This window comes from Streptomyces lavendofoliae (assembly GCF_014649735.1).
GTDB lineage: Bacteria > Actinomycetota > Actinomycetes > Streptomycetales > Streptomycetaceae > Streptomyces > Streptomyces lavendofoliae.
This window is the reverse complement of record NZ_BMTP01000003.1, coordinates 173,175-189,311: the sequence shown is the minus strand read 5'-3', so window position 1 is coordinate 189,311 and position 16,137 is coordinate 173,175. Positions and strand designations below refer to the sequence as shown.

Annotated in this window: 16 protein-coding genes and 1 tRNA gene; 5 read left to right on the top strand and 12 right to left on the bottom strand. The window is 72.2% G+C overall.

Going from position 1 to position 16,137, the window contains the following annotated elements; genetic code table 11:
• Positions 1–29: 29 nt before the first annotated feature.
• On the top strand, positions 30–2,087 hold the full coding sequence (gene pknB / locus IE109_RS06505) for a Stk1 family PASTA domain-containing Ser/Thr kinase (RefSeq protein ID WP_189549785.1): 2,058 nt from the start codon (positions 30–32) through the stop codon (positions 2,085–2,087).
• 110 nt (positions 2,088–2,197) lie between these two features.
• Here the strand turns inward: pknB and IE109_RS06500 are convergent, their stop codons facing one another.
• The 5 genes from IE109_RS06500 to IE109_RS06480 form a co-directional block, all read right to left on the bottom strand.
• Positions 2,198–2,875 carry a class E sortase gene (locus IE109_RS06500; RefSeq protein WP_189549784.1) on the bottom strand — a complete coding sequence of 226 codons (678 nt, stop codon included), beginning with the start codon at positions 2,873–2,875 and terminating at the stop codon, positions 2,198–2,200.
• A 37-nt stretch (positions 2,876–2,912) separates the two neighbouring features.
• On the bottom strand, positions 2,913–4,028 hold the full coding sequence (locus IE109_RS06495) for a class E sortase (RefSeq protein ID WP_373297642.1): 1,116 nt from the start codon (positions 4,026–4,028) through the stop codon (positions 2,913–2,915).
• A 5-nt stretch (positions 4,029–4,033) separates the two neighbouring features.
• Positions 4,034–4,675, bottom strand: coding sequence for an aminodeoxychorismate/anthranilate synthase component II (locus IE109_RS06490; protein ID WP_189549782.1), 642 nt, complete (start codon positions 4,673–4,675; stop codon positions 4,034–4,036).
• Positions 4,672–4,833 (bottom strand): hypothetical protein, encoded by a 162-nt coding sequence (locus tag IE109_RS06485; protein WP_189549781.1) that lies wholly within the window; start codon positions 4,831–4,833, stop codon positions 4,672–4,674. Before IE109_RS06485 ends, IE109_RS06490 begins: the two co-directional genes overlap by 4 nt.
• A gap of 100 nt (positions 4,834–4,933) precedes the next feature.
• Positions 4,934–5,701 (bottom strand): DUF881 domain-containing protein, encoded by a 768-nt coding sequence (locus IE109_RS06480; protein WP_189549780.1) that lies wholly within the window; start codon positions 5,699–5,701, stop codon positions 4,934–4,936.
• 147 nt (positions 5,702–5,848) lie between these two features.
• On the opposite strand from IE109_RS06480, the gene crgA reads away from it, so the two are divergent.
• Positions 5,849–6,106, top strand: coding sequence for a cell division protein CrgA (gene crgA, locus IE109_RS06475; protein WP_189549779.1), 258 nt, complete (start codon positions 5,849–5,851; stop codon positions 6,104–6,106).
• Positions 6,107–6,361: 255 nt separating this feature from the next.
• On the opposite strand, the gene IE109_RS06470 is transcribed toward crgA, so the two are convergent.
• Together IE109_RS06470 and IE109_RS06465 are read right to left on the bottom strand one after the other, a co-directional pair.
• Positions 6,362–7,225 carry a rhomboid family intramembrane serine protease gene (locus IE109_RS06470; protein WP_189549778.1) on the bottom strand — a complete coding sequence of 288 codons (864 nt, stop codon included), beginning with the start codon at positions 7,223–7,225 and terminating at the stop codon, positions 6,362–6,364.
• 218 nt (positions 7,226–7,443) lie between these two features.
• Positions 7,444–7,977 carry a peptidylprolyl isomerase gene (locus IE109_RS06465; RefSeq protein WP_189549777.1) on the bottom strand — a complete coding sequence of 178 codons (534 nt, stop codon included), beginning with the start codon at positions 7,975–7,977 and terminating at the stop codon, positions 7,444–7,446.
• A 267-nt stretch (positions 7,978–8,244) separates the two neighbouring features.
• Here IE109_RS06465 and IE109_RS06460 point away from each other — a divergent pair, with 267 nt between their 5' ends.
• The gene (locus IE109_RS06460) at positions 8,245–8,961 is read left to right on the top strand and encodes a DUF5324 family protein (RefSeq protein ID WP_189549776.1); all 717 of its coding nucleotides are present in this window, start codon (positions 8,245–8,247) and stop codon (positions 8,959–8,961) included.
• Here the strand turns inward: IE109_RS06460 and IE109_RS06455 are convergent.
• The 4 genes from IE109_RS06455 to IE109_RS06440 all read right to left on the bottom strand — a co-directional run bounded on the left by IE109_RS06455 (position 8,958) and on the right by IE109_RS06440 (position 12,330).
• Positions 8,958–9,419, bottom strand: coding sequence for a DUF6344 domain-containing protein (locus IE109_RS06455; RefSeq protein ID WP_189549775.1), 462 nt, complete (start codon positions 9,417–9,419; stop codon positions 8,958–8,960). The genes IE109_RS06460 and IE109_RS06455 overlap by 4 nt on opposite strands.
• A 120-nt stretch (positions 9,420–9,539) precedes the next feature.
• Positions 9,540–10,304, bottom strand: coding sequence for a bestrophin-like domain (locus IE109_RS06450; protein WP_189549774.1), 765 nt, complete (start codon positions 10,302–10,304; stop codon positions 9,540–9,542).
• 28 nt (positions 10,305–10,332) lie between these two features.
• Positions 10,333–11,994, bottom strand: coding sequence for a hypothetical protein (locus IE109_RS06445; RefSeq protein WP_189549773.1), 1,662 nt, complete (start codon positions 11,992–11,994; stop codon positions 10,333–10,335).
• 263 nt (positions 11,995–12,257) lie between these two features.
• Positions 12,258–12,330 (bottom strand) — tRNA-Ala (locus tag IE109_RS06440).
• A gap of 151 nt (positions 12,331–12,481) precedes the next feature.
• Here IE109_RS06440 and IE109_RS06435 point away from each other — a divergent pair.
• Both IE109_RS06435 and IE109_RS06430 read left to right on the top strand, forming a co-directional pair.
• Positions 12,482–13,030, top strand: a complete 549-nt coding sequence (locus tag IE109_RS06435) for a helix-turn-helix domain-containing protein (protein ID WP_189549772.1) — start codon at positions 12,482–12,484, stop codon at positions 13,028–13,030.
• Positions 13,031–13,074: 44 nt separating this feature from the next.
• Positions 13,075–14,421 carry a serine/threonine-protein kinase gene (locus tag IE109_RS06430; protein ID WP_189549771.1) on the top strand — a complete coding sequence of 449 codons (1,347 nt, stop codon included), beginning with the start codon at positions 13,075–13,077 and terminating at the stop codon, positions 14,419–14,421.
• Positions 14,422–14,462: 41 nt separating this feature from the next.
• Here the strand turns inward: IE109_RS06430 and IE109_RS06425 are convergent, their stop codons facing one another.
• Positions 14,463–15,890, bottom strand: a complete 1,428-nt coding sequence (locus tag IE109_RS06425) for a hypothetical protein (RefSeq protein ID WP_229890632.1) — start codon at positions 15,888–15,890, stop codon at positions 14,463–14,465.
• Between the last annotated feature and the right edge of the window lie 247 nt (positions 15,891–16,137).

Here is a 16,137-nt window from a genome sequence, read left to right as displayed (position 1 = left end):
CGGGACTGACGGAGAGGGCTGGAACAGTTATGGAAGAGCCGCGTCGCCTCGGCGGCCGGTACGAGCTGGGCTCGGTGCTCGGCCGTGGTGGCATGGCGGAGGTCTACCTCGCCCACGACACCCGGCTCGGCCGCACCGTCGCCGTGAAGACGCTGCGGGCCGACCTCGCCCGTGACCCGTCCTTCCAGGCCCGGTTCCGCCGTGAGGCCCAGTCGGCCGCCTCGCTCAACCACCCGGCGATCGTCGCGGTCTACGACACCGGCGAGGACTACGTCGACAACATCTCCATCCCGTACATCGTCATGGAGTACGTCGACGGCTCCACCCTCCGCGAGCTCCTCCACTCTGGCCGCAAGCTGCTGCCCGAGCGCACGCTGGAGATGACGGTCGGCATCCTCCAGGCCCTGGAGTACTCGCACCGCGCCGGCATCGTCCACCGCGACATCAAGCCGGCGAACGTGATGCTGACCCGCACGGGCCAGGTCAAGGTCATGGACTTCGGCATCGCCCGCGCCATGGGCGACTCCGGGATGACCATGACCCAGACGGCGGCCGTCATCGGCACCGCCCAGTACCTCTCCCCGGAACAGGCCAAGGGCGAGCAGGTCGACGCCCGGTCCGACCTGTACTCCACCGGCTGCCTGCTGTACGAGCTGCTGACCGTCCGCCCGCCTTTCGTGGGCGACTCGCCGGTCGCGGTGGCGTACCAGCACGTACGCGAGGAGCCGCAGCCACCCAGCAACTTCGACCCCGAGATCACGCCCGAGATGGACGCCATCGTCCTGAAGGCGCTGGTCAAGGACCCGGACTACCGCTACCAGTCGGCCGACGAGATGCGCGCCGACATCGAGGCGTGCCTCGACGGGCAGCCGGTGGCCGCGACGGCGGCGATGGGCGGCGCCGGGTTCGGCGGTTACGGCTCCGACGACCAGCCGACCACGGCGATGCGAGCGGCCGACCCGGCCGGCCAGACGTCGATGCTCCCGCCCATGAACGCGGACGACGGCGGCTTCGGCTACGACGACCGTCCGGACCGGCGGCGCCAGAAGAAGTCGAACGTGTCCACGATCCTGCTGATCCTGGCGGGCATCCTGGTCCTGGTCGGCGCCATCCTCATCGGCAAGTCGGTCTTCAGCGACCAGCCGGACAGCGGCTCGGACCCGATCGACGTCCCCAAGGTGGTCGGCAAGCCGTTCGCGGAGGCCGAGCACACGGTGGAGGCGGTCGGTCTGAAGATCGCCCGTTCGGGTACGGACGCCTGCGACCGGCCGAAGGGCTCCATCTGCAGCCAGTCGCCCGAGACCGGGACGATGGCGAAGGGCGAGACCATCTCGGTCGTCGTCTCCGAGGGCGCCGCCAAGGTCGAGGTCCCGGACGTCACGGAGAAGTCCGAGGAGACCGCGAAGAAGGCGCTCGAGGACAAGGGCTTCGAGGTCAAGGTCGACTACAAGGAGTCCGACAAGGACCCGGGCGAGGTCCTGGAGCAGGACCCGGCGGGCGGCACGCAGGCCGAGAAGGGCTCCAAGGTCACCCTCACGGTGTCCAGGCAGGCCGAGCAGAACGTCCCGCCGGTCACCGGCCAGCCCTTCGACAACGCGAAGTCCCAGCTGGAGACGCTGGGCTTCACGGTCAAGCGGGAGGACGTGGACTCCGACCAGCCCGCGAACACCGTCGTCGAGCAGAGCCCCCAGGGCGACTCCAAGGCGCCCAAGGGCAGCGAGATCACTCTCAAGGTCTCCAAGGGCCCGCAGCAGCCGCAGCAGGTTCCGGTGCCCGAGGTGCGGACGCAGAGGCTGGGTCAGGCCAAGCAGACGCTGGGGGCCGTGGGCCTCACCAACGTCCAGGTCGCCCAGGGCTGCCCGGCCGACGACAACGCCATCGTGACCGGCAGCGACCCGCAGGGCGGCACCCAGGTGGACCCGGCGGCCACCACCGTCACGCTCACCACCCTGGGCTGCCAGGGCGGCGGCAACGGCGGCGGCAACGGCGGCAATGGTGGCAACGGGAACAACGGCGACAACGAGGGTGACAACGACGGGGGCTTCTTCGGCGGCCCGTCGGGGATCGTCTTCCGCGAGCAGGGCTGACGCCGGCCACCCGCGCCGGAGACGGACGGACACCGGGCACGGGCAGGACGGCTACGACGGAGCCCCGGCACCCTTCACAGGGTGCCGGGGCTCCGTCGTACGTGTTCGGTTCAGCGCAGCTCCGCCGGGGGCGTGCGGGCGTTGTCGACCTTCTCCGTCCGCTCCAGCTCGCCCCAGACGACGTAGCGGTAGTCGGAGGTGTACACGGGCGTGCACGTGGTCAGCGTGACGTAGCGGCCCGGCTTGGTCTTCCCCGACTCCTTGGGCACCGGCTGGAGGACGTCCACGTTGTACTTCGACGTCTCGGGGAGCGTCTTGTAGACCTTGTAGACGTACCAGGTGTCCTTCGTCTCGAAGACGATCGAGTCACCGTTCTTCAGCTTGTGGATGTTGTGGAACTTCGCCCCGTGCCCGTCGCGGTGCGCGGCCAGGGAGAAGTTGCCCTGCCGGGCGGAGGGGAGGGCGGACTTCACGGGAGCGGTGTAGTAGCCGGCCACGCCGTTGTTGAGCGTCTTGGGGTCGGTGCCCTTCTTGACCAGCACCTCGCCGTTCTTCATGGCCGGTACGTGGAGGAAGCCGATGCCGTCCCTGGTGTCGAGGGCGCCGGGGGCGGCCGAGGCCCAGTGGTCGCGCACCTCGTCGCCCTGCTTGTCGGCCTCGCGGTCGGCCAGGACGTTCGTCCACCACAGCGAGTAGACGACGAAGAGGCCCATGATCACCCCGGCTGTGATCAGCAGCTCGCCGAAGACACTGATGACGCCGGCGATCCGGTTGCGCGCACGTGCCACTACATCTGTCCCGTCTGAAGGTCGAAGCCAGGCCGCCCTAGCCTACGAGCGCGTCCGGTTTCCCCTTGCTGCGCGGGCGTTCGTCGACCATCTTGCCCCACACGATCATCCGGTACGTACTGGTGAACTCGGGCGTGCAGGTGGTGAGCGTGATGTACCGTCCGGGCCCCGTGAACCCCGAACCCTGTGGCACCGGCTGGATCACCGTGACGTTCGAAGGCGGGGTCTGCGGCAGGATGCTCGTCATCTCGTACGTGTAGTACGCGTCCTGCGTCTCCACCACGATCGGGTCGCCCGGGGTGAGCTTGTTGATGTACCGGAACGGCTCGCCGTGCGTGTTGCGGTGGCCGGCGACCGCGAAGTTGCCCCGCTCGTCGGAGGGCATGGCCGTCTTGAGCTGCCCCTCGGCGTAGTGGCCGACCATGCCCCGGTCGAGGACCCGCTTCTTGTCGATGCCCTCGGCGATCGGCACGACGACGTCCAGCTTGGGGATGTACATGATGGCGAAGCCCTGGCCGGGCTCGAAGGCGTCCGGCTTGCGGCCCTCCGCCCAGGCGTTCTCGATGCCCTGCTTCGCCTCGTCCGCCTGGAAGCCGGCGCGGACGTTCGTCCACCAGAGCTGGTACGTGACGAACAGCAGCATGACCACGCCGAACGTGATGAAGAGCTCGCCGACGATCCGGCTGGCGACGACGCCGACGCTGTCCTTGCGCGCCCGGGCTGCACGGCGGGCCTCGACGCGGGTGAGCGGCCTGCCGGTGCCGGGGGACGACGGGACCGACGGGGCCGGTGCGGGGGCCGGTGAGGAGCCCTTGCGGCGCCGCCCGCGCCCCTTGGCGGCCCGGCGGCGCTCGGCGCGGCCACCGGTGGGGCGCTCGGGCGGTACGGGGCCGGGCGGGCGGGCCGCCGGATCGGCCAGTATTCGCCGCGCGTCCCCGGTGCGGAGCGCCATCGTCTCGTCGTCCGGTACGGCGTCGGCGCCGGGCGCCCATGTACCGGCGTAGGGGTCCTGCTGCGGCACGGGATCGGGGAGGGGGTCGGGCTCCGGGGCGGGTCCGGGGTGCGGGGCGGCGGACCCGGGATGCGGATGCTGGGATTCCGGCAAGTTCGTCGCCCGGAACCACGGCGAACCGTGCTCGTGCTCCGGACGCACCGAGGTCACGCTACGGCCTTGCCCACCACTGGCGCGAGCCCTGCCGACCGGCCGACCGCGCCGGTGTCGCCGCACTGCTCCAGCCAGTTGGCGAGCATCAGGTGCCCGTACTCGGTGAGCACCGACTCCGGGTGGAACTGCACCCCTTCGACGGCCAGTTCGCGGTGCCGCAGCCCCATGATGATGCCGTCCTCGGTCCGCGCCGTGACCTCCAGGACGTCCGGCAGGCGGGCGGGCTCGGCGGCCAGCGAGTGGTACCGGGTCGCGGTGAACGGCGACGGCAGTCCGGCGAAGACGCCCCGCCCCTCGTGCACGACCGGCGAGGTCTTGCCGTGCAGCAGCTCGGGCGCGCGGTCGACGACACCGCCGTACGCCACCGCCATCGACTGCATGCCGAGGCACACGCCGAAGACCGGGACACCGGTGCCGGCGCAGTGCCGGACCATGTCGACGCAGACGCCGGCCTCCTCCGGGGTACCGGGCCCCGGCGACAGCAGGACGCCGTCGAAGCCTCCCGCCGGGACGTCGTCCGGTCCGACCTCGTCGTTGCGCCGGACCTCGCACTCGGCACCGAGCTGGTACAGGTACTGGACCAGGTTGAAGACGAAACTGTCGTAGTTGTCGACGACGAGAATGCGTGCGCTCACTGACCGTCCACCGTCACATCATTGAACGGAAGCAGGGGCTCCGCCCAGGGGAACACGTACTGGAAGAGCACGTAGACCACCGCGAGGGCGAGCACGAGCGAGATCAGCGCCCGCACCCACGCGTTGCCCGGCAGATGCCGCCAGATCCAGCCGTACATGACGCCTGCCGGTCCTTCCGTCGAATGCCCTTCGATACCGCACCAGAGTACGGGGCGCGACCGCCCGGGTGGGGCGGCTGTGGAAAGCGGTGGCCGGCCGTCAGCCGGTGGGCTCCGCGTAGTGGAGGTCCACGGTGCCCGAGTAGCCGGGCAGGGTCACCGCCTCGTGCTCGTCGATCTTCCACCCCAGCCCGTACGCCTTCACGTAAAGGAGGTAGTTCTGGATCGCGGTGGAGTCGTCCAGCGCGCGCTGGAGCTTTCCGGTGTCACCCACGGCGGTGATCCGGTAGGGAGGCGAGTAGACCCGCCCCTGAAGGATCAGGGTGTTGCCGACGCAGCGCACCGCGCTGGTGGAGATCAGCCGCTGGTCCATGACGCGGATGCCCTTGGCACCGCCCTTCCACAGGGCGTTGACGACCGCCTGGAGATCCTGCTGGTGGATGACCAGGTCGTTGGCCTGCGGTTCGGGGTAGCCGGGGGCGGCCTGGGCGCCGGGCGGGGCGTCGTCGAGAGTCACGGTCAGGCCGTGGCCGACGACCTCGGTGGTGCCGGCCGCCTTCTCCAGGGCGCCCAGCCGGGCGTCCTCCGCCTTGGTGGAGCCGTCGTCCCGGCGGGCGAGGGTGTCGACCTCCTCCCGTACGGTCGCGGTCGTCTCGTCGAGCTCGGCGTTCTTCTGGCTGCGCTCGCGGATGAGGTCGGAGAGCTTCAGCAGCGAGGCGTCCGTGCGGATGTTGGTGCCCTTGGCGGTGTTGAAGCTGGTGACGAAGATCAGGCCGGCCAGGGCGAAGACGGCAGCGGTGAGCAGCCGGACCGGCCGCCAGTTCCTGCGCCCGGCCCGCTGTTGGGGAGAGTCGGCGGAATTGCTCAACGTACCCTTATCTCCTTCAGCCCCGCGGAACCACTACGCTAACGGACGCCCGGGTGAGGCAGCGGTCCCCCTCGCCCCACCCCGGCGACCAGCCCCGAAGCCACAGTTCCTGCGCGGTCACGCAGCGCATCGACAGGAGAGTCCCTCGTGCCGAAGTCACGTATCCGCAAGAAGGCCGAGTTCACGCCGCCGCCGTCCGCGAAGCAGGCGACCAACATCAAGCTGACCAGCCGCAGCTGGGTGGCTCCCGTGATGCTGGCGCTGTTCGCCATCGGGCTCGCCTGGATCGTGGTCTTCTACGTCACCGACGGGTCCCTGCCCGTCAAGTCGCTCGGGAACCTCAACATCGTCGTCGGCTTCGGCTTCATCGCGGCCGGCTTCGGCGTCTCCACACAGTGGAAGTAGCGGCCCCGAGCCGGCGTCAAGCCCTGCCCTGAGTTATCCACAGCGTTGTGCACAGCGAGTGGAAAAGGTCAGACGATCTGTGGATAACTTGCATCGGGTTGACGCCGATGTGATCGCAGCCGACCGTCCACGCGCCCCGGCGAGCCCCTGACCCTTTTTGTGAAAGCGCAGGTCAGGGGCGAGAGGCACACATGTTCCCCACGCCTTGCTCAAGTTCGAACACATGCTGTGGACAACGATGGGGACAATCGTCGCTCAGGTGAGCGCGGCTGTCCTCAGAATCACGGTCACCAGGGCCAGTAGCAGGACCAGCGCGCATGCCGCAGCCTGCACCAGGGCTCGCCGCTCCCGGGGGCCGGTCACCATGGCGTACGCGATCACCAGCCCGGCGATCAGTCCGCCGACGTGCGCCTCCCAGGCGATCCCGTCCCGCGCGAAGGTGATCACCAGGTTGATCGCCACCAGGGCGATGATCGGCCGCATGTCGCGGTTGAGCCGGCGCATCAGGACCACCGTGGCGCCCAGCAGACCGTAGATGGCGCCCGAGGCTCCGAGCGACCCCTGGTTCTCCGCGGCGATGAGGTAGGTGAAGGCGCTGCCGGCCAGACCGGAGAGCAGGTAGAGCGTCAGGTACCTGGCCCGTCCGAGCTCCGCCTCCAGGGTGCCGCCGAGCAGCCACAGCAGCAGCATGTTGCCGGCGATGTGCCAGATCTCCTGGTGCAGGAACATCGAGGTCACCAGCCGGTACCACTCTCCGTCCGCGACACCGACCACCCGGCCGAGATCCGGGTCGAAGGCGAAGCCGATGAGCACCGTCTCGTCCACGAGCGCCGGATTCACCCTGCCGAGCAGGAACACCAGCAGGTTCAGGCCGATCAGGACATGGGTGACCACGTGCGGATGACCGGCCGTGATCCGGCCCCCGGCGATCGTGCGCGGCTGGTTGGCGGCGCGCGAGTGCCCGGTGCCCGAACCGTCGCGCACGCACTCGGGGCACTGGAAGCCCACTGACGCGTCCACCATGCAGGCGTGACAGATGGGCCGTTCGCAGCGTGTGCAGCGGACCCCCGTCTCCACGCCGGGGTGGCGATAACAACCCGGCAACCGCGCCTGCTCCATGGGATCCCCTCGTCGGCCTCTCGGCCTCTGCCCGTAACGACGACAACGCCTCGTCCATCCTTACGGACGGACGAGGCGGAAAGGTTCCCTCGGCGCCGCCGGGCCCCACCAGGAGCCGGACCCCTTGACGCCGGCGCGGACCGGATCGGGGCGGACCGTGGACCGGACCGGGGCGGACCGTGGACCGGATCGGGGCGGACCGTGGACCGGACCGGGGATCAGGCCTTGCGGTACTCGATCTCGACGGTCTCGATGACCACGTCGTCGACCGGGCGGTCGGTGCGGGGGTTGGTGCGGATGGCCGCGATCGCGTCCACGACCTTCTTGCCGGCCTCGTTGGCGACCTCGCCGAAGATCGTGTGCTTGCCGGTCAGCCATGTGGTGGGGGCCACGGTGATGAAGAACTGCGAACCGTTGGTGCCCGGACCGGCGTTGGCCATGGCCAGCAGGTACGGCTTGGTGAAGGAGAGCTCCGGGTGGAACTCGTCGCGGAACTCGTAGCCCGGGCCGCCGGTGCCGTTGCCCAGCGGGTCGCCGCCCTGGATCATGAAGCCGCTGATGACGCGGTGGAAGACCGTGCCGTCGTAGAGGCGGTCAGTGGACTTCTTCCCGGTCGCCGGGTTCGTCCACTCCCGCTCGCCCTTGGCGAGTTCGACGAAGTTCTTGACCGTCTTCGGCGCGTGGTCCGGGAAGAGCCGGATCTCGATGTCGCCGTGATTGGTCTTCAGGGTGGCGTAAAGCTGCTCGGCCACGATGTGCCTTCCGTAAGTCTGCTCTGACGTCCACCGATCCTCGCACGGACGGGCCGCCCACGAGGAAAGCCGTGCCCGCCGCCGCCGAAGCGCCGCACGGGAGGGCGAACCGTGGCGGCACGGCCACCGGGCCCCCGGCGGGCACCCCGTTCGCGCCCTGGTTGCCCCGGATGCCCGGGAACGCATGCCGACCCGGACACCGGCAGGCATGATTTCAAAAAGGACGGAAAGGCGATAACCGACCCCGCCACCGAGGAGGAGGATCCCGTGACCCGCAAGGACAGCGTGCGCGCCGCGACCAGCTCGGCTAAGGAAAGCGTGCGGCACGCCGCGGAAGTGGTGGCGCCCTATGCCGGAACGGCAAAGGACACGGCCGCGCACTATGCGCAGCACTACGCGAACGAGGCTCGTGTCAGGGTCGCGCCGAAGGTCTCCAAGGCCGCGCGGCAGGCTCGTACCCAGGCACGCGTCCAGTACGACACGCTCGTCGCCCCGCATGTGCCGCCGAGGGTCGACGAGGCCGCGCATCGCGCCGCGGTCCGGACCCGTCAGGCCGCACGTCAGGCGGCTGTCTACACCATGCCTCGGGTGGAGCAGGCGATGGCCGCAGCTCAGCCCGTCAAGGAGCAGGCAGTGGCCCGCTCCGCCGCCGCCGTGGCCGCGGTCCGCGGTCAGGTGACGGTCAAGGACATTCAGAAGATCGTGAGGAAGCACGAGCGTCGGGCCAGGTCCGGCCGCATCGCCAAGAGGCTCGCGGTCTTCGGCGTTCTGGCCGGCGGCGCCTTCGCCGCCTGGAAGTGGTGGGACAAGCAGGCCAACCCGGACTGGCTGGTCGAGCCCCCGGCTCCCACCGAGGTCCCGGAGCGCACTCCGCTGACCTCCGTCGACGGTACGGGCCCGACTGCGCTCGACCCCGAGGTGGAGGCCAAGCAGGCGGAGGCCGAAGCCGACGCCGACGCGGGCACGGACGGCGAGCGCCGCTAGGCGGCGAGAGCGAGATCGCCGAGGCCGACCCGGTCGGCCTCGTCGGCGCGGTCGGCCTTCTCCATGAGGTCGGTCCGGTCGGCGAGGTCGGCCGGGTCGGTCGCGTCCGTGACGTCGGCCGGGTACGGAACCGGGGCGGTGGGCAGGTGCCGTACGGAGGGTGAGGCGCCATGTGCCTCGGCCCGGATGCGCTGCTTGATCGTGGGCGGCAGCGAGCGGAGGTACCCGTCGTGCCCGTCAGCCCGGGCCGGTGCGCAGCAACGGGGCCCGGCGGAGTCGGCGGCCGGGTTGACCGCGGCCGGAGCGTCGGTGGCCGGGGCCGGGTCGGCGGCGTACACCGGAACGGGGGCCTTCGGCTCGCGCTTCAGGCCGAGGGCGGTGAGGATCGCGGACAGGAGAGAGAAGAAGGCGGTCCAGATGTGCGTGACCGGGCGCGTGTCCTTGATGACGGCAGCCATGGCCCCTCGCTTTCGGGTTGAGCGATCTACATACCTTTCTCATGATGTGTACGCATCTCGGGATGCCATGGAGCAACGCCACCGCTGCGCAGATCTTCCGATGAACACCACCCGGACGGCTCAGGCGGCCATCGGGAAGTAGCGCGTGAACGGGTCCGGGCTGACGCCCATCACGTCCCCGAAGGGCGTGGACAGGTAGTGGATCAGCAATCCCAGGAACACGGTGAGCACCACCATGCCCATGGCCATCATCAGCTGACCGGGGCTGCGGCCGATGCCGAAGAAGAACAGCATGCCGATCGAGAGGATCGCCCCGACGAAGAGGCCGGCCCAGAGCACCGGGGACAGGGAGTCCTGGGACACCGCCTCACGGCCGCGCCGGGCGTCGTCGAGCGCGCTGAGCTGCCCGAGCAGTTCCAGGGCCGTCACTTCCTGGGACGAGGTCGCGTGGGGCGGGGCGGCGGACACCGCGCGCAGTTGCCGCACCATGTCCCATCCGGTCCCGGTCGGTGGCGCCCCCTGCCGCATGCGGGGCCACTCGTCCCGGACCACGTGCACCGCGTAGCGCTCGGCCACGGACTCGACCCGCTTCTTCTGGTCGGGGGGCAGCCCCTCCGCGAGGACCGTCATCTGGTGCAGGGCGCCCGCCTCGGTGGAGGTGTGGCCCTCCGCGTCACCCCGCAGCTCCCAGACGGAGACCAGGGCGAGGCCGAGGAGCAGCGCGTACAGCAGGGCGATCATCATCGACATGTACTCGGCCACTTCCCCGCCGCCCTCCTCGTCCTCGGCCTCGACGGGGTGGAAGTGACGCCAGGCCACCACGGCGGCGGCGGCGATGAGCGCGGCGAGGAACCCGAGGGTCAGTGTCGCGATCACATGCTCCATGACTGCGCCTCCTCTCTCTTCAGGGCCGTCACAGGCGGCGGCTCGCCAGCACGACGAGGGCCGCCGCGGGGAGGAAGAGCAGGAGCAGGAACACGGCCGGGCTCATGGAGTCGTCCCGCCGGTACGTTCCCCGCGCCCGTGCGGTCAGGCCCCGGTCCCGTCGGTTCTCCGCGGTGGGGGACGGTTCGCGCGCCCGGTCGGCGGGCGAGCGCGGGCCGACGCCGGCGCCGGTGCCGGGCGGGAGGCCGGTGCCGGGTCCGATGCCGCCGGGCGGTACGCCCACGCCGGGCGGGAGCGGGAGGCCGGGAACGGTGGCGCCGGGGGCGGTGAGCCCGGGAACGGTGGCACCGGGGGCGGTGAGCCCGGGAACGGTGGCACCGGGGGCGGTGAGCCCGGGCACGGCGGCTCCAGGGGCGGTGAGCCCCGGGACGGCGGCTCCAGGGGCGGTGAGCCCCGGGACGGCGGCTCCAGGGGCGGTGAGCCCCGGGACGGCGGCTCCGGCGGCCGGTCCGGCGCCTGCCGCGCCGGGGACGGTACCGGCGCCGGCGGCCGCCGCCCCGAGGGCCCCGGGTGCCCCGGGCGCCCCTACGGCCCCGGCGACCCCGCCGGGAACACCCGTACCGGCACCCCCACCAGCACCCGCGATGCCCGCTGCTCCGCCACCGCCGACGCCGCCGGCACCCCCGATCGCGGCACCACCACCGCCGCCCGCCCCACCGGCTCCACCAGGCGGCACCACCCCGCCACCACCAGCACCACCGCCGCCGCCACCCGGCGGAGGCACCGCCCGAACGGGCGGGGGCGGCGGGGGCGGCGGCGCCACCGGGCGGGGGCGTACCACGAACGGCGCGGTCGCCCTGGCCACCAGGACCGGCGGCCGGACGAGCCGCGTGCACGTCGGGCCCAGGGTGAACAGCCGGTCGCTGCCCCGCACTTCGGGCGTGCTCCGGTACGTACCGGGCCGCAGGCCGGTCAGCCGTGCGACGCACACCGCGACGGCGCCCGGCCCGAGGGCCTGCGGCGGCCCCGGCCGGCCGGCGCAGTCGACGGGGGTCCGGCCGAGGACGGGGTCGACGAGCCGGGCGCCGTGGACCGTGCGGTTGCCCGGGTTGCTGATCGTGTACCGGACGAGCGCCTGGGGCGCCACCGCCCGCGTGACCGTGACGGCGAGCGCCAGGGCTCCGGTGACGCCCTGGTAACCGGCCGCCATGGAGGCGGTGGGGCGCATGCCGAGCGACGGGATCTCGCCGCGGGCCCGCACGGTGGCACTGTGCCGCCCCGGTGCGGCGCTGAAGCGCGCCGTACAGGTGACCGAGCTCATCCCGCGCATCCAGAAGCCCTGTCCGCGCGGACAGCGCAGCGCCTTGCCCGGTACGGACGGGTCGGTGAGCGTGACGCGGTGGAGGTCGGCGCCCGAGCGGTTGGTCAGGCGGTACCGCTTGACGACGGGATGGCCGACCCGGATGCCGATGCGCTCGGCCTGCCGCGGCGTCTTCTTGTTGACGGTGACGGACAGGACGAGCGCCGAGCGCCCCACGCCGTCGGCGGTGGCCTGCGGAGGGCGGGAGGCCAGGGGCCAGCCGCCCACGTGGGCGACCAGGAGCAGCGCCCCGGTGGAGACGAGGAGCGTTCCGGTGCGGCTACGGGTGCGGGTACGAGTACGACTGCGGGTGGTGTGCCTGACCGCCATCCAGGGGTTCCCTTCCGGTCTTCGGGTGTGCCCGGACTGCGGCCAGCGTCCGTCACCGCCGGGAGGCCGGAAAGCCGGGAGCCCGGCGATTGCGCTGTCCGTGCGCGAGTGCACCGCGATGGCGGAGAGCGGCCGGAGGCGCGAGCCGCCCCGCGAAGGACCGGACCGGACCGGACGGCACCGGATCCGAGCGGACCGGACCGGGGACACGACGAAAAGACCCCTCCGCCCGGTTGCCCGGGATCGGAGGGGTCTGGTGCGCGTGGAGCCTAGGGGAGTCGAACCCCTGACATCTGCCATGCAAAGACAGCGCTCTACCAACTGAGCTAAGGCCCCGGGACGGCCGGTTCACGGCACGTGCCGCTGACCAGAGTACCGGGTGCCGGGGGGTGCCCCGCAAAAGGTTTGGGACTCCCGGTCCACAACCACTCTCCGTAAGATGCTGGACGAGGTTCGCAGCAGCGAACCGAAGCGATGGGGAGACGCAATGGATGCAGCACAGCAGGAAGCGACCGCGAGAGCCAGAGAGCTTCAGCGCAGTTGGTACGGGGAGCCGTTGGGGGCGCTCTTCCGCAGGCTCATCGACGACCTGGGCCTGAACCAGGCCCGCCTCGCCGCGGTCCTCGGGCTGTCTGCTCCGATGCTGTCCCAGCTGATGAGCGGCCAGCGCGCCAAGATCGGCAACCCGGCGGTCGTCCAGCGCGTGCAGGCGCTCCAGGAGCTGGCCGGTCAGGTCGCCGACGGCAGCGTCAGCGCGGTGGAGGCCACCGACCGGATGGACGAGATCAAGAAGTCCCAGGGCGGCTCGGTCCTCACGGCCACCAGCCAGACGACGAACAGCTCCGGGGCGCCGACCGTGCGCCGCGTGGTGCGGGAGATCCAGTCGCTGCTCCGCTCGGTCGCGGCCGCCGGCGACATCATCGACGCGGCCGACTCCCTCGCCCCGACCCACCCCGAACTGGCAGAGTTCCTCCGGGTGTACGGCGCCGGGCGCACCGCGGACGCGGTCGCGCACTACGAGTCGCACCAGAGCTGATCGAGCAGGACACCGGACGGGCGACTGGGAGCGGGCGCAGCGCGATGGGTGAGGTCTTCGCCGGGCGGTACGAGCTGATCGACCCGGTCGGGCGGGGTGGTGTGGGCGCCGTCTGGCGGGCCTGGGACCACCGCCGGCGCCGTTACGTGGCGGCCAAGGTCCTCCAGCGGAGCGACGCGCACACCCTGCTGCGCTTCGTGCGCGAACAGGCGCTGAGGATCGACCACCCGCACGTCCTCGCGCCCGCCAGCTGGGCGGCCGACGACGACAAGGTCCTGTTCACCATGGACCTGGTGACCGGCGGGTCGCTGGCGCACGTCATCGGCGACTACGGCCCGCTGCCGCCGCGGTTCGTCTGCACCCTGCTCGACCAGCTGCTGTCCGGACTGGCCGCGGTGCACGCGGAGGGGGTCGTGCACCGCGACATCAAACCGGCCAACATCCTGCTGGAGGCGACCGGGACGGGGCGGCCGCACCTGCGGCTCTCCGACTTCGGCATCTCCGTGCGCAAGGGCGAACCCCGGCTGACCGAGACCAACTACGTTCTCGGTACGCCCGGTTACTTCGCGCCCGAGCAAATGATGGGCGCGGAACCCGACTTCCCGGCCGACCTGTTCGCGGTCGGCCTGGTGGCGCTGTACCTGTCGCAGGGGCGCAAGCCCGATGCGCGGGCCCTGGTCGAGCACTTCGCGGCGTACGGCACGCCCAGCGCCCCGCAGGGCATCCCGGAGCCGCTGTGGCAGGTCCTCGCCGGGTTGCTCCAGCCCGATCCGGAGGCCCGGTTCCGTACGGCCACGGGTGCGCGCAAGGCGCTGACGGCCGCGGTCGAGATGCTGCCCGCCCCGGCGGCCGACGAGGAACCGGTCGAGGTCTTCGACCAGATCGGTCCGCTCCCGGACGGATTCGGACCCGAGGGCCCACTCAGCCCGCTCACATCGTCGCCAGGACCGGCCGCCTCGGAGACGGGCAGCTTCCACCTGGCGCCGCCGGACCAGCCGTCCGCCCAGGCCCCGGCGCCGCATCCCGCACCCGCACACCCGGCACCCGCGTCCGCGCCGCCGGCCGCCGCGCCCCTGCCCTCCGGCACCGCCCACGCCTCACCCGCGGGCCCGCCCGGCGCACCGCCCGGCCCGGCGCCCGCCCCTGCGGCCTTCTCCCCGCACCCCGCGGCACCGGAGTACCCGCACGCCCCGGCCACCCCCACGGTCCCCGTCACCCCGTTCAACCCGGCCGCCCCGTACGCCCCACACCTCGCAGCGCCGCACCCGGTCGCGTCCGTCCCGCTCACCGCGCCCCCGCGGCCGGGACCGCCCGCGAAGGTGGCGGTCCCGGTGCTGCTCGTGGCCCTGGTCTGCTTCGCCGTCGGCATCTGGGCGCTCACCCGGGCCTGACTCCGCCGCGCCGGGACGCTCCCCGCCCCGGCCCGCCCTGCTCACCAGGCGGCGGGCGGCCCGTACCGCGTCGGCCCCGTCTCCCCGGGCGCCCCCGCCCGGGCCGCTCGCCGCCTCGCCAGCACCGTCCAGGCGCCCAGCCCCAGGACGAGGACCGTCCCGGTACCGATACCGGCCGCCGCGACCAGCTTCATCGTGCCGTCCGCCGCCTCCGCACCGCTCCGGCCGTCCGCCGCCGCGTCCCGGTCCGTCTCCGTGACGTCGAAGACGCCGGGCGGCCCGGCGTACCCCGGGTCGGCGCCGGGCGCGCCCTCCACGTCGATCCGCACTGTCAGGCCGTACGGTTTCCTGCCGAACTCCTCCGCCACCTTCGGGCTCAGGCTGACGCGCAGGTAGTACCAGCCCGCGAAGCGCGTGTTGGTGAACCGCGCGTCCGAGTCGAAGCGGTTCTCGTACTTCACCGGCGGCAGCGGTTCGAGGTCGGCGGACTTCTGCTTGCCGTCGTAGGACACCGGGTTGGCGCTGGTGACGACCCCCTGCATCGGGTTGAACAGCGTCACGTCGAGGGCGCTGATCACGAAGCCGCCGCCGGACGAGCTGGCGAGGTCGACGCCGGCGAAGAGCTGCTGCCCCCAGTCCACCGGCACCCGGTAGAAGAGCGACTGGCCGGGCTCGATCCGGTCGGTCCACTCGCCCTCGGTGAGGCCGGTCGCGTCGGCGAAGCCCGCTCCACCGGCCCGCTGCCGCGGCTCGCCGGGCGACGTGGGCGGCGAGGCGCTGGGCCAGTTCTCGGGGGCGGCGGTGGGTCCCTCGGTCCTGAGCCGGGGCTCCAGCTCGTGCCGGATCTCCAGGTCCCACGTGCCCGGAGCGGCGTCCTTGCCACGGCGCTCGACGACGACGTAGTAGCGGCCGGCGTCCTGGCAGGAGGAGCTGTCCCGGTCCATCGTCCGGTGCGCGTAGGCCGCGATGGGCCGGGGGAACTCGGCCGAACCGAACCGCGATTCGTTGGAGCCGCAGTCGTACCCGTTGCGGTCCTGGAGGGACACCTTCAGGCTGTCGAAGGTGCCGACCTCGCTGCCGGGGTCGGGCACGGCGACGGCGGAGACGTACGCGTTCGTTCTCGCGTCCAGATCCAGCCGATAGACCAGCTTGGCGCCGCCCTCGATCCGGTCCTTGTACGTGCGCCCCCGGGTGAGCGTCGGCGCGCCGCCGGTGGTCGCCGTCCCGCGGATCCGCTCGATGCCGTCGGCGAACGCGTAGCCCCCGGCCGCTTCCGCCCCGGCCGCCGCGGCCCCGGCCGCTCCGGTCCGTGGCGCGTCCGCCCGGACCGCCCATGCCTGGCCGGGCAGCGCCACCGCCAGGCACACCGCCACCAGCGCCGCCGACGCGACCGGCACCGGCCGGCCGGCCCGGGCGCCCCACCGCCTCATCACGTACGCCCCCTCGTCCTCTCCCTGCCCGCCCGTCACCACCGCCGCACCAGCGGAGGGGGAGCGGGTCCCGCGACCGGGTCGGCCGCGGCAGTCCACCGCCGTGACGACCACGGACGCCGGTCCATCCTGCCCCGCCCGTCCCACGGCCGTCCGCGCACCCGCCCGATCCGTCCGCTCGGTCACCCGCGAGCGGACCGCGGGTGCCGAGCCGGGGAATCAGCGGCCCGTCACGACCGGTGACCCGCCACGGCCGGTGACCCGGCGCGACCCGGCTGCCCTCACT

Bases quoted from the DNA above. Each gene is read 5' to 3' on its own strand.
- IE109_RS06485 (WP_189549781.1), bottom strand. From the start codon at position 4,833: ATGTACGGCTGGATCTGGCGGCATCTGCCGGGCAACGCGTGGGTGCGG.
- IE109_RS06450 (WP_189549774.1), bottom strand. From the start codon at position 10,304: ATGGAGCATGTGATCGCGACACTGACCCTCGGGTTCCTCGCCGCGCTC.
- IE109_RS06470 (WP_189549778.1), bottom strand. From the start codon at position 7,225: ATGGAGCAGGCGCGGTTGCCGGGTTGTTATCGCCACCCCGGCGTGGAG.
- IE109_RS06445 (WP_189549773.1), bottom strand. From the start codon at position 11,994: ATGGCGGTCAGGCACACCACCCGCAGTCGTACTCGTACCCGCACCCGT.
- pknB (WP_189549785.1), top strand. From the start codon at position 30: ATGGAAGAGCCGCGTCGCCTCGGCGGCCGGTACGAGCTGGGCTCGGTG.
- IE109_RS06435 (WP_189549772.1), top strand. From the start codon at position 12,482: ATGGATGCAGCACAGCAGGAAGCGACCGCGAGAGCCAGAGAGCTTCAG.
- IE109_RS06455 (WP_189549775.1), bottom strand. From the start codon at position 9,419: ATGGCTGCCGTCATCAAGGACACGCGCCCGGTCACGCACATCTGGACC.
- IE109_RS06430 (WP_189549771.1), top strand. From the start codon at position 13,075: ATGGGTGAGGTCTTCGCCGGGCGGTACGAGCTGATCGACCCGGTCGGG.